The organism is Thalassotalea coralli (assembly GCF_055786205.1).
On sequence record NZ_JBVVBK010000007.1, the window covers coordinates 226,622 to 239,523 of the forward strand.

A 12,902-nucleotide genomic window follows, 5' to 3' on the forward strand; every position below is an offset into this window, starting at 1 on the left:
ACTAGGTAAGCGATATGTATCCACTTTCGTATACTGAACCTGTTTTTCGTCCACCCAGTGAGTGGAAAAGCTTAATTTTACAGGTAACCAATGGCTGCTCATGGAACAAGTGTACTTTCTGTGAGATGTATACGGCACCCAATAAAAAATTCAAAGCGAAAAAATTAGAAGATATCGAACAAGAGCTGCTAAGTATCAAGCGAGCAGGCTTACCTGTTTTTCGTATTTTTCTTGCTGACGGTGATGCCATGATGCTGCCATTTCGCCAGCTAAAATCGATACTGTTGTTGATCCAGCAATATTTCCCCCAAGTCTCTCGAGTCTCAAGCTATTGCTTGCCAAGAAACCTAAAAAACAAGAGCTCAGCACAATTGGCCGAGTTGCAAGCGTTGGGGCTAAAGCTGCTTTATGTTGGCTGTGAAAGCGGGGATAACCAAGTACTCGCTAACATACAAAAAGGTGAAACCTATGAGTCGTCTTTAGAGGCGCTAGTGAAAATAAAACAAGCGGGTGTTAAAAGCTCAGTGATGATACTTAACGGCTTAGGTGGAACGCAGTTGTCAGCGCAACATGCAATCCATTCTGCTCAGTTAATGAATGAAGCGCAACCTGAGTATTTATCTACACTTGTCGTATCTTTTCCGCTTGGAATGGAGCGTTTTACTGCGGGCTTTGAAGGTGATTTTGAGATGCTAACCCAAGCGCAGCTGTTTTCTGAGATGAAAATACTTTTAGAAACCTTAGCCCTAGATAAAACGATATTTCGTTCCGATCACGCATCGAATTATCTCGTGTTAAAAGGTGTTTTAGGACAAGACAAAGAAAAGCTTCTTACGCAAATAAATACCGCGATAGAACGCCCAACAGATATAGCGCTGCGTGAGGAGTGGCAAAGAGGTTTATAACTTTACTGGCACTTTATTCGTAAATCAGGATAATAGGCACGATATTTCGTGCCTATTTTTTTGAGCGTTTTATGTCGGTAACGTTAAAAGATTTTATTTCTGATCCACAACTGCTGTTAGATGCCGCAGGAGAGGGGATTTACGGGTTTGACCTTCACGGTAATGCGATTTTTGTTAACCCAGCAGCAGAAAAAATGACTGGCTGGAAAGCCAGTGAACTCATTGGAAAACAGATTCATGAGTATCACCATCATAGTCATGCCGATGGTAGTCACTATCCGTCATGCGATTGTCCTATTTACGCGACGACGCAAGATGGTATTGCTCGTAATGTAAACAGCGATGTCTTTTGGCGCAAAGACGGTACATCATTTCCAGTTGAATATACCTCTACTCCAGTATTTCAAGACGGAAAATTAATTGGTGCTGTAGCCATATTTCGTGATGTGAGTGAGCAAAGAAGCCAGCAACAGGCGCTGGAGACAGCGCTAGAGCAAGTCAATGAACTTACTGAACAACTTTCGGAACACAATAGCTACTTAACGACAGAATTGAATCAGCACTTGCAAGTCACTGGCTTGGTGGGAGAAAGTGATATTTTTCATAAGCTGCTCGCGCAAATAAATTTAGTTGCGGCGACAGATAGCACGGTACTTATTCTTGGCGAAAACGGAACTGGCAAGGAGTTGGTCGCACGAAATCTACATGAATTAAGCGCTCGTAAACATGCACCTATGGTAAAAGTTAACTGTGCTGCCTTTACTTCGTCGTTACTGGAATCTGAATTATTTGGTCACGAAAAAGGTGCTTTTACTGGTGCAACTGAAAGAAGAAAAGGAAAGTTTGAATTAGCAGATGGTGGAACTTTATTTTTAGATGAAATTGGAGAATTGACACCTGAAGCCCAAAGTAAGCTATTAAGAGTACTGCAAGAGCAAGAATTTGAGCGCGTAGGCGGCAGCAAAACCATTAAAGTCGATATTAGAGTGGTTGCAGCGACCAACCGCAACTTAAAGAACATGGTTGACTCAGGTAAGTTTAGGATGGATCTTTATTTCAGGCTAAACGTATTTCCAATCGAGGTACCAGCGTTACGTGAACGCATTGCTGATGTTCCTTTATTGTGCAGTAGTATCATTGCTCAGCTTAATAAAAAACTGGGTAAACAAATCAATAAAATTAATAAAAAAAGTTTATCGACCTTATCTCAATATCATTGGCCTGGTAATGTAAGAGAGCTGCAAAATATTCTTGAGCGAGAAATGATATTGGCGACAAGTTCAACATTAAGCTTACAATCGTTTCATTTAGATAATCGAATTAACCGTACTAACATCAAAAGCCTAGCCGAAGCCGAAAAAGAGCATATTTTATCTGCACTTTCCGAGACTGATTGGCGAATTGGCGGTGATAATGGCGCGGCTAAATTACTTGACCTACCCGCGAGTACCTTGCGATCTAAAATGCAAAAACTAGGAATTATTCGTCAATAAAGCACGGTATATCGTGCCATCCGCGATATTTCGTGCTTTTGTTTTCTGGAATATTAATGAAAATTGACCTAATCATTTGTAAAATAAGGAAAAAATAAAACTTATATTTTGGCATCTTTTTTGCGATGGTCTGTGCTCCTAGGAAAAGAGAGCAAACCATGAAATTTGATGTATCGAGTGAAAATCTCATTATTAAGCCTTACAAAGACGACGGCCCAACTTATGTCCGTGAACAAAAAGGGCACTTTCAACGAATGAGGCGCTATACGGGCGCGTTTTTAATGGCACTTTTTGTGTTATTACCTTGGATCCCTTACCAAGGAAGGCAAGCTATACTGTTGGATATTGGCGCTCAGCAGTTTCACATTTTCTCACAGACATTTTTCCCACAAGACCTTACCGTACTAGCGGCGCTATTTATGGTTGGTGCTTTTGCCTTGTTTTTTATCACAACTTGGCTCGGCCGTATTTGGTGTGGTTTTTTATGCCCTCAAACGGTGTGGACTTTCATCTATGTTTGGATCGAAGAGAAATGTGAAGGTAGTCGCAACCAACGAATAAAACTAGATAAAAGCCCGTGGTCTGTAGAAAAGTTACGGAAAAAAGCACTTAAACATACTGGATGGGTGACAGTATCGTTTTTTACCGCTGTATCTTTTATGGCTTATTTTATTCCAGTAAAAGAGTTATACGCGACAATGTTGACCTTTGAGTGGAGTGCTCTGGTAACTTTTTGGGTGGCATTTTTTACTTTGTGTACCTACGGAAATGCCGGCTGGTTACGGGAGAAAATGTGTATTTACATGTGTCCATATTCTCGTTTTCAATCTGCCATGTTTGATAAAAATACTCAGCTTATCGCTTACGATGCCGCTCGCGGTGAATCTAGAGGTAGACGTAAAAGAAGCCAAGATCCAGCGGTGATGGGCTTAGGAGATTGTGTGGATTGTAATCTTTGTGTTGAAGTATGCCCAGCGGGTATCGATATTCGAAATGGCTTGCAATACGAGTGTATCAGTTGTGGTGCGTGTATCGATGCGTGTGATCAAACGATGGACCGTTTTAATTATAAAAAAGGGTTAATCAGCTTCACTTCGGAAAATGCATTAGCAGGAATTAAAGTACCTAAAATAAGGTCTAAAATTGTTGCTTATGGCGTGATAACCACCATTATGTGTATTTTGATGGCCTATTTTGTTGTGACGCGCTCTCCGATAGAAGTATCTATTCTACGAGATAGAACTGTGTTGTTTAGGGAGAACTTTGATGGTGCGTTTGAAAACAGCTACCAACTTAAACTGACCAACAAAGATATGCACGCCAAAGACTACTATGTTGTCATAAAGGGCAATGACAATATTGATTTAGCCATTAAACAGCCAATTCATGTGCAAGGTCATGAATTAGTGGTAGTGCCTTTTACTATCACTGTTCCACCTGAAGAGATTCAGGAATCTATCATGCCAATTGATCTGCAAATACAAGAGGTAGGTAACCCTAAAGTAACGTTAGATACGAATACTAGGTTTTATTCTAAAAGGTAGCGTTAGTTTTACTTACGCATAAAAAAAGCCAGTCTTTGTGACTGGCTTTTTGTTAACTTACTTTTACTTCGTGTGAAAAGAGTATTCCGGCTTCAGGATACTAAAGCTTAAACTCTTGCACTGACAACTGAAGCTCTTCCGCTAAGCGGGCAACTTCACTGCTGGATTCAGCTGTTTGCTTAGAGCCTGCTGTTGTTTGCTCTGCAATAGCAACAATAGACTCTAAATTCTCACTGATTTCATGAGCTACTGCGCTTTGCTCTTCTGCTGCACTCGCAATTTGTGAGCTGCGATCAAAGGCCTCATGAACAGCATGAGTAATTGTTTCTAGCGCTTTACCCGCCTCTTCACTTTGATTAACACATTCAGCAGCTTTCTTCTTACCAGTATCCATCACAGTTACAGCTTGCTCAGCACCTGACTGTAATACTTCAATCATATTTTGAATTTCTTGCGTCGACTCTTGTGTTCGGCTCGCCAAAGTTCTAACTTCGTCAGCAACAACGGCGAAACCTCGACCTTGTTCACCAGCTCGAGCGGCTTCGATTGCTGCGTTTAATGCTAATAAGTTAGTTTGTTCAGCGATACCACGGATAACATCAAGAATACCGCCGATAGAGGCGCTGTCTTGCTGTAGTTTGTTGATAACTTGAGACGCATCTTCAACTTCTTGTGCAAGCTGTTCGATAGTTGATCTATTGCGATTCGAAATGTGTTTAACGCGCTCTGCTTCATCGTCTGCTTGTTTAATTTCACCTAAAGCGTCATTGGCACTAGATAGAACACTGTGTGACGTACTGCTCATCTCTGTGGTAGCAGATGCCGCTTGCTCCACTTGAGCACGCTGCTCTTCAATGGCAGTAGTCGCTTGCGCAGTAACTGCTGATGTTTGTTCAGAAGCTGTTGCCAACTGAGTAGAACGACTAACAATGCCATTGATAAGTGAACGTAAGCTGTCGATTAAGGTATTACAGTTTCTAGAAAGCTGAGCGAACTCGTCTTTGCCACTATCATCTAACTTACGCGATAAGTCGCCAGAGGCAACCGTTTGCAGGATATCGTTTACTCGTGATAATGGTTTAGTAATGCTCATCAACGTAACCCAGCCGATGCCAAAAGCAATACCTGTAGATACGATCATAATGACCCAAGTGACGCTGTTACCTGTAGAAACAGAGTCTGCTACCATTTCACCAGTTCTATCAGCGGTTTGATTAGCCAAATTAATTTGTTGATTGAGGATATCTGTCGCTTTGCGAATATTAGACTCAGCTTCTGCCAGCTGACTTGTTGCAGTCGCGTTAGCGTTAATTTGATTGTCTTTTCGTTGGAATATGCTTTGGCTACCAGATAATAGCGTCGCTAATGCTTGCTCTGTATCTACTATTTCTTCGCTAATGCCTTCAATGTTGTTTACGGCTAATTCATTTTCAATTTCACGAATAACTTGTTGAGCTGATTCAAAGTTACCAGTAATTTGGTTAGCAATAATGTCTGCTGTTTGTTTATCTTCTACATCTTTAAATTCAAAAGCAGACGTCACAATGCCATCTAATAAGGTTTCAAGTTGTTCACCAAGTGAAACTGCACGTTGCAACGTAGTGTCGGCTAAATCGTTGTCAGCTAAATCCAACATGACGGTTGCTGCGTCATCTGCGCGTTCTTCTATTTCGTAAACTTGCTCATCAAGCGACGAGAAGTTTTCAATCGACGATTGTCTTTGACTAAATACCTGATCGATGTTCGACTGCAATGAAGCATAAACTGAGTCTACTTTGCGTAGGTTGCTTAATAACCCACTTTCATCTTTCACGATGACTTTTAATCGTTTAAATTCACCGTCAAGTGTCTTATTAATCTCACTATACTCATTACGATCAGCGTTTAACTTTGTCACGTCTTTTTGATAGTAACCGCTTAATGTTAGAGTTCCAATTTGCGCTAAATGATTGGCTAATGCATTACTTATACTTAACGTAGGTATTGCTAGTTCGCCTTGCTGTTTAGTGGCGTTATTGATGGTATTCAAATTGCTCAAGGAAGTGATGCTTGTAAAAATCAGCAGAATTACCAAGATGGAAAAGCCGCCAATTATCTTCTTACGAACAGTTAGATTCAGGTTCATTAAAATCACCAGTTTATTTTACTTTCTCAGAGGGCTTCAGTAAGGCTGACAATTGATATAGTTATAGTTTTGCCATACTCTTACTAAAGTGTAGTATAACAGCGCTGAGGATTATTTCACGTTTAGTTGTTGCTTTATTTACTGTTTTGCAAAGATGAGATTTGATGAATTGTTTTGGTGTCCCAGCATAGCATTGTCAACTCGCCGCCCCAGACACAACCTGTGTCTAGTCCATATACACGAGGGTGGTTAACCTCACCTTCTAAAGCTGCCCAATGACCAAATATCCAGTGCTGATTACCAAGTGATAATTTTTTGTGGCAAAACCATGGCATTAGGTTATCTGGTGCGTATTCAGGGCCCAATTTGCAGTTAAATTCAAGGCGCCCGTCTTCGTATACGTAGCGCATACGTGTTAAAGCGTTAATGGTAAAACGAAACTTATCTTCTTTAGTGGTCACTTTGTGCCAATCATTTGGTTTTTCACCATACATCTTAGCTAACCAGGCTTCTCGCTTTTTTCCTTGCAGTTTCTTTTCGACAAAGCGAGCGCAGTCGAACGCTTCGTCTATTGTCCACTGCGGCGAAAGTCCAGCGTGGCTCATATAGACTTCTTCATTAGGAAGTTTACGAAGTAGCGGCTGGTGTACTAACCACTCAATGAGGTCTTTTCGGTGAGGAGCTTTAAAAATAGGGGCTAGTTTGTCGGCAGGTTTAGGCTTTTTTATGCCATAGTGAGTGGCGATCAGGTGAAGGTCATGGTTGCCTAACACTGGGCGCACGCTATCGCCCAATTCGATCAGAAAATCTAATGTTGCTAACGAGTCGTCTCCCCTTGCCACTAAATCGCCGGCAGGCCAAAGAATATCTTTTTTAGGATCAAAATCGACTTGTTTAAGCAATGCTTTAAGCTCGGCAAAGCACCCTTGAATATCACCGACAAAATAATTGGCCATAGCGTTTAATGCAATAGGTTAGGTTTACTTAAACGAAACAAGGGGATCTTTCCTTGAACAGGCTGATGGACATCGTTGATAAATTGATAGTGCCCTTCCATTGTGCCAAAAGGTGTCTTTAAGATACAGCCACTGGTGTAAGTATAACTGCCGCCAGCTCGCAGGGTAGGCTGCTTGCCAACGACACCTTCACCTGCGACGGTGGAAAGCTCGCCATTGGCATCGGTAATTTCCCAATATCGAGAAATCAGTTTAACGGTATCTTCGCCAATATTCTCGATGGTAATAGTATAGCTAAAAACAAATTGCTCTTCGGCTTCATCTGAATGTTCATCAATATATTGGGTTTCAACTGTTACCCGAATGTCAGGAGAATAATTAGTCATTGCTTGGGTTGTCACTTAAATAATTTGCTAGTCGGATGTAGTCATCCAAACTCAAGTTTTCAGGACGCAAGCTTAAGTCTACACCAAGTGATTCTAACGCTTCTGCATCGATAAGTTTCTTAAAGCTGTTGCGAATCGTTTTACGTCTTTGATTAAAGGCTGTCGCACAAACTTGATTTAATGCATTAATACTCTTAACAGGGTTCTTTATCTCAGAATGAGGCACTAAACGAACTATCGCTGAATCAACTTTTGGTGGTGGCTGAAACGCTTCCGGACCTATCTCCATAACAGGAATTACCTGACATTGATATTGTGTCATTAATGATAAGCGGCCATAGGCCTTAGTGTTTGGGCCCGCTGCCATGCGCTCAACCACTTCTTTTTGCAACATAAAGTGCATATCTTTTACTTTGTCGTGAAATGACAATAGGTGGAAAATAAGTGGTGTTGAAATGTTATATGGCAAATTACCAAATATACGCAATGGCTTTTCTTCGCTCGCTAGTTGAGAAAAGTCGAATTTAAGCGCGTCATGTTCATGAATAGTTAAATGCTTAGCTAAAAAAGGGTGGTGGCGTAAGCGGTGCGCTAAGTCACGATCTAGCTCGACAACGGAGATGTCACCAGCGCGCTCAATGACAGGCTCAGTTAGTGCGCCAAGACCTGGGCCTATCTCAACCAGGTTCTCGCCTGGTTCAGGGTTAATAGCATCTACTATTTGACTAATTATCGCTTGATCATGAAGAAAATTTTGACCAAAACGCTTTCTCGCTTGGTGGCCAAGATGAGAATTTTTACCCATAAAAAAAAGGCCTTATTTCGATTGTTTACTTTGATTTTGTGTTAGCTCAACAGCAGTGGCAATTGCCTGCATAAAGCTACCTGGATCCGCTTTATTAGTACCCGCGAGTTCAATTGCCGTACCGTGATCGACTGAAGTACGTATAAAAGGTAAGCCTAGGGTAATATTAACTGAATTGCCAAACCCTTTATATTTTAACACTGGTAAACCTTGATCGTGGTACATGGTCAGTATAGCGTCGGCATCGTCTAAGTATTTCTGGTGGAAGATGGTGTCCGCAGGTAAAGGGCCAATTAAATTCATCCCTTGTGCTCTCAATTCATCAAGCGCAGGGTTCATCACTTCGATTTCTTCTTTGCCTAAATGTCCACCTTCGCCAGCATGCGGGTTGATACCGCACACATATATTTTGGGCGAGCTGATACCAAATTTTTCGATTAAATCGTGATGAAGAATTTGAGTCACTTTCTGTAAGCGCTCGTAGGTAATTGCTTTAGATACGTAAGCTAGCGGTATGTGAGTAGTTACTAATGCAACACGCAAGCCTTCTGTTGCTAACATCATTACTACGTCAGAACAATTAGCTTGGTAAGCGAAATACTCGGTATGACCGCTAAAGGCGATGCCAGCTTGGTTAATCAAACCTTTATGAACGGGTCCTGTGACAACAGCGTCAAATTCGCCATTGATATTTTTATCACTGGCAACACGAAGTGTTTCTACTACGTATTGCCCATTGGCCGCATTTAATTCTCCCGCCTTGCAGGTTTCTGCAAGGGCAACAGGGAGGATAGTCATGGTATTGGCTTTGTGTGCTCTTGCAGGTTGCGACGCATCGTATTGATAAAATTCGATGTCAACACCCAATTGGTTAGCTCTAGCTTGCATCATTTCAAGTGAAGCTACTACCACCAACTGTACCGGCCAGTCTTGCTGAACAACGGAAATAACCAAATCTGGGCCAATGCCAGCAGGCTCTCCAGGAGTTACGGCAATACGATTTACCATTAAATTTACTCCATTACTTCAATGTAAGCTTGGTCGCGGATCTCTTTAATCCAACGTACCGACTCCATTGAGAATTTGCGGTTAAATAAAATTTGGTGCGCGCGGTTTTGGTTCATTTGTTTTGTTGCATCTAATGTGCGGCGCCCAGTTAACTCGGTTATGTGCCAACCAAAAGACGAGCGGAATGGCTGAGAAAGTTCGTTGATTTCCAAAGCCTCTAGCTCTTTAGTAAACTTTTTGTCATACATGCCAGGATCTGCCCAACCTAAGTCACCACCTCTAGCAGCTGTGCCGTCACCAGAATGTTCTCTTGCCATATCTTCAAAAGTTGCCTCGCCAGAGACAATTTTTTCGCGAATGTCTTTTAACATTTCTTCTGCTTTGGCTTCACTTAATATAATCGTAGGCTGTATCAAAATGTGGCGTGCTTTAACTTCTTCTACTTCAACTACTTGACGGCCGCGAATATCATTAATTTTTATAATACTGAAACCTAAGCCTGTGCGAATAGGGCCTAAAACAGTACCTTTATCTTTGTCTTCCACTAGCTCTGAGAAGAGTGTCGGTAATTCATTGATATTGCGCCAGCCCATATCACCACCTTCTAGCGCATTTGCGCCACCTGAAGAAGCAATCGCGATTTTTGCGAAATCCGACCCACTGTTTAATAAATCAATGACCTTATCTGCACGGTCTTTTGTTTCGTTAATATCTTCTTGCGTTGGATTTGGTGGAAACTCAATTAAGATATGGCCTAATCGATACTCTACGTCGTTATTGGTTTGGGTTTTCATCACTTCCAATAAGTTAGCGATTTCTTGAGGAGACACATAGACACGACGACGAACAGAGTTTCTTCGAACTTCACCTGCAACCATTTCAGCTCGCGCTTTTTCACGGTATTTGTCATAAGACATACCGTCTTGCTCTATTGAATTTCGGAATTCTTCAAGTGTTAACTTGTTCTCTGCTGCGATGTTTTCCAACGCTTCATCTAATTGAAGGTCACTTAATTGAATGCCCATACGTTCACCCATTTGCGCAATAAGGCTGTCTTCAATTAGCTTGTCCATAATTTGGATGCGTAATGCTTTGTCACTAGGTAAGTCTTGGTTGTTATCTGCTGCTTGCTTCTTAATTTTTGCAAGCATTTCGGTGACTTCTGATTCTAAAACGACACCGTCGTTAACAATAACGGCAACGCGATCAAGCTCAACTTGTTCAGCAACAGATATTCCTGTTGCAAATAAGAGTGATGCGGTAATTATTTTTACTAAGTTCTTCATTTAGTTAGTTATCTAGTTAATTGTTGAGAAAGTAAGGACGTTTATAACCGAAGATACTATCATCAAACATGTCTGACGTATCGATGCGGGTTTTCTTGCCCCCTAATCCTTTGATGATAAACTTTACCATGAATCCGCTGTCGAATTCATCGCGGTTTTCAATAATATCTGTTTGTTCATCTATATTTGAATTTATATGTCGGTAATATGAAAAGCGAACTGCCCAACAGCAACTTTCATATTGAAATCCAGCATAGGTTTCTAAGCTTCGTCTATCTTGAAGATCTTGCGTGAAGCGCCCAACAAATTGCCAATCTTTGTTGAGGGTCACAGCAGATAATAAAGAAACTTGTTCAAGCTTATTACCTGAGACATTACGAGAGTACCTATGGTTCAATTGAACTAGGTGTTTATCGACAAAACGATAATCTAACGTACTTTGACTCTTGTTGGTAATGTTATTGTCTGTGCTGTATTGAATATCACTACTAAATTGCCAGCGATCGCTAATACGAGTAAAGACTTCCGCAGCCAATGCCGACTCGTCACTTGATATCACGTTGTTTTGTTCGTCGACATTACTATCGTTCAAATAAACAATGCGGCCTAAACTTACTCGCAGGGTTTCTTTATTACTCGCGTCTAATAGGCGGCTCGTAATACCCCAAGAGTATTGGTTTGCTTGGGCTATTCGATCTAAGCCACTAAAGCGTTGATCTCTAAATAGACCGCTATAATCATCTTGCAGTTTGGTCGTATCGTAAATACCGATGTTGGATTGATCTTCATCGGGAACATATAAATACTGCAATTGTGGTTCTAGCGTTTGGGTAAAAGACTGACCAAAGTAGCTAGCATCTCGGTCGAAATTAATGCCGCCATGTATACGTGCTTTAGGTAAAGTACGACTAACGTTTTCTTCTAAACTTTCGTTATCTTCAATACGAGACTGATGGTAATTGGTTTGCAGTAAACGCAATTCAGAATTGACGAACCAAGCAGGAGTCGCGATAGGAATCGTGACACCAGCTTCTATGTGATACCTGTCTGCTTCTGGTTTACTTAAGTCATCGGTGTCAAAACGGGTGATTTCTGAATAAATATCAAACTCACCATTTAAGAAAGACATAGGGTAGAAACTGCTAAATTCTATATGTGGTAAAGTACGGTAGCCTGACACTTCTTCACCTAATACTTCGAAATCTTGCAGTTTGACTTTAGCAAGCCAATTTTCTTGGAAGTAAGCTAATTCACCCGTTTGGTATAGATACGCATCGTTTGAGTTGTATTGATCGCTTTTAATATCAACTAAATAGTTATCGTCACTAATCGTGGTGTAATCAATATGGGCTCTGAAGTTTTCCGAGAAGGTACCAATATGCTGCCATCTTGCTAAATAACGAGCGTCGTTGTTATTAACCAATTCATCGTCTTTATGAAGATACTCTAGATTGATTTCACCGCTTTGCAGGCCTTGCAAGTACCTAAACTCCGTGAGTAATTGTAGGCCGCGTTTTGACATATATTTCGGTGTTATGGTGGCATCCATATTAGGCGCAATATTCCAGTAATAAGGCGTCTCTATTTGAAAGCCCGAATTTCCCGAAGAGCTTATTTGAGGATATAAGAAACCTGATTTTCGCTCTTCCGATACCGGAAAAGAGAAATACGGAATATAAAGCACTGGCACATCGAAAAACATAATTCTCGCGTTATATGCTTCGCCAATATTTTCCTCTTTAGATATGTTAATTTCGCTGGCTTTTAGCTGCCAATCAGGTTTGTCGCCGTAACAGCTGCTGTAACTGGCATCGGTTAAGACTAAATTTCCATCTGCGCTAATGTTTATTTTAGCTGCGCTGCCATGACCTGGGTTGCCATTTAATTGGTAAGCGCTGTCGAGCATTTCTGTTGTTTTAGCGGACTTACTCGCAAATAACTGACTTGCAAAGACATCAATACTGTTGTTTTGAAAATGAATATTGCCTGTAGCAGAGAAAGTTTCGGTTTCTTGGTTTACTTCTAAAGCATCAGCAATAATTGCTTGCTGATCGCTGAAAAATGTGACACCACCAGTAAATTTAGCGAACTTGTCTTGTCGAATATCTGTCGTTCCCGAAATAATATTGATGGATTGATCAGCGTTTAGTTTTTCGCTGTGTTGTATTCGCGTAAAGTCAGGAACAGGACAAGCATTCGCGAGCGTTTTGTCTGATTCAGTTTGTTGTCCAAAAGCGTTTGCTGAAATAAATGAAAACAAAGCAATGCTTAAAGAATTACGAAGAAAATGCATTCAAGGTCCGATATTTTATTATTGACCGATAGGCGTTATTCAATATGCGTGTTATTTTAGCGCCAAAGTTGTTAATAATATAGCAATTTTACGTCTTAACG

At 41.0% G+C, this 12,902-nt stretch carries 10 protein-coding genes; 3 read left to right on the forward strand and 7 right to left on the reverse strand.

What is annotated here, in order from left to right:
* The first annotated feature begins 14 nt into the window (after positions 1-14).
* From ACOB80_RS17630 to ccoG, 3 genes are all read left to right on the forward strand, one after another.
* Positions 15-905: a radical SAM protein gene (locus tag ACOB80_RS17630; RefSeq protein WP_473167176.1), complete on the forward strand. Its 891-nt coding sequence runs from the start codon at positions 15-17 to the stop codon at positions 903-905.
* 71 nt (positions 906-976) lie between these two features.
* Complete coding sequence (locus tag ACOB80_RS17635; protein ID WP_473167177.1) at positions 977-2,398, forward strand: sigma-54 interaction domain-containing protein; 1,422 nt, start codon at positions 977-979, stop codon at positions 2,396-2,398.
* Between the two features lie 158 nt (positions 2,399-2,556).
* Entirely contained in the window at positions 2,557-3,942 is a 1,386-nt protein-coding gene (ccoG, locus tag ACOB80_RS17640; protein WP_473167178.1) for a cytochrome c oxidase accessory protein CcoG, read from the forward strand.
* Positions 3,943-4,042: 100 nt separating this feature from the next.
* Here ccoG and ACOB80_RS17645 read toward each other — a convergent pair whose 3' ends face one another.
* The 7 genes from ACOB80_RS17645 to lptD form a co-directional block, all read right to left on the reverse strand.
* Positions 4,043-6,067 (reverse strand): methyl-accepting chemotaxis protein, encoded by a 2,025-nt coding sequence (locus ACOB80_RS17645; RefSeq protein ID WP_473167179.1) that lies wholly within the window; start codon positions 6,065-6,067, stop codon positions 4,043-4,045.
* 134 nt (positions 6,068-6,201) lie between these two features.
* Entirely contained in the window at positions 6,202-7,023 is an 822-nt protein-coding gene (locus ACOB80_RS17650) for a symmetrical bis(5'-nucleosyl)-tetraphosphatase (RefSeq protein ID WP_473167180.1), read from the reverse strand.
* A gap of 5 nt (positions 7,024-7,028) precedes the next feature.
* Complete coding sequence (apaG, locus tag ACOB80_RS17655) at positions 7,029-7,409, reverse strand: Co2+/Mg2+ efflux facilitator ApaG/CorD (protein ID WP_473167181.1); 381 nt, start codon at positions 7,407-7,409, stop codon at positions 7,029-7,031.
* Positions 7,402-8,214 (reverse strand): 16S rRNA (adenine(1518)-N(6)/adenine(1519)-N(6))-dimethyltransferase RsmA, encoded by an 813-nt coding sequence (rsmA, locus tag ACOB80_RS17660; RefSeq protein ID WP_473167182.1) that lies wholly within the window; start codon positions 8,212-8,214, stop codon positions 7,402-7,404. Before rsmA ends, apaG begins: the two co-directional genes overlap by 8 nt.
* Positions 8,215-8,226: 12 nt before the next feature.
* Entirely contained in the window at positions 8,227-9,222 is a 996-nt protein-coding gene (pdxA, locus tag ACOB80_RS17665; RefSeq protein ID WP_473167183.1) for a 4-hydroxythreonine-4-phosphate dehydrogenase PdxA, read from the reverse strand.
* A gap of 5 nt (positions 9,223-9,227) precedes the next feature.
* On the reverse strand, positions 9,228-10,508 hold the full coding sequence (surA, locus tag ACOB80_RS17670; RefSeq protein WP_473167184.1) for a peptidylprolyl isomerase SurA: 1,281 nt from the start codon (positions 10,506-10,508) through the stop codon (positions 9,228-9,230).
* Positions 10,509-10,524: 16 nt separating this feature from the next.
* A complete protein-coding gene (gene lptD, locus ACOB80_RS17675) occupies positions 10,525-12,801 on the reverse strand; it encodes an LPS assembly protein LptD (RefSeq protein WP_473167185.1) in 2,277 nt (758 codons plus the stop codon).
* Positions 12,802-12,902 lie beyond the last annotated feature (101 nt).

Coding starts and splice junctions, on each gene's coding strand:
- ACOB80_RS17645 (WP_473167179.1), bottom strand. CDS start 6,067: ATGAACCTGAATCTAACTGTTCGTAAGAAGATAATTGGCGGCTTTTCC.
- surA (WP_473167184.1), bottom strand. CDS start 10,508: ATGAAGAACTTAGTAAAAATAATTACCGCATCACTCTTATTTGCAACA.
- ACOB80_RS17630 (WP_473167176.1), top strand. CDS start 15: ATGTATCCACTTTCGTATACTGAACCTGTTTTTCGTCCACCCAGTGAG.
- ACOB80_RS17650 (WP_473167180.1), bottom strand. CDS start 7,023: ATGGCCAATTATTTTGTCGGTGATATTCAAGGGTGCTTTGCCGAGCTT.
- pdxA (WP_473167183.1), bottom strand. CDS start 9,222: ATGGTAAATCGTATTGCCGTAACTCCTGGAGAGCCTGCTGGCATTGGC.
- ACOB80_RS17635 (WP_473167177.1), top strand. CDS start 977: ATGTCGGTAACGTTAAAAGATTTTATTTCTGATCCACAACTGCTGTTA.
- apaG (WP_473167181.1), bottom strand. CDS start 7,409: ATGACTAATTATTCTCCTGACATTCGGGTAACAGTTGAAACCCAATAT.
- lptD (WP_473167185.1), bottom strand. CDS start 12,801: ATGCATTTTCTTCGTAATTCTTTAAGCATTGCTTTGTTTTCATTTATT.
- rsmA (WP_473167182.1), bottom strand. CDS start 8,214: ATGGGTAAAAATTCTCATCTTGGCCACCAAGCGAGAAAGCGTTTTGGT.
- ccoG (WP_473167178.1), top strand. CDS start 2,557: ATGAAATTTGATGTATCGAGTGAAAATCTCATTATTAAGCCTTACAAA.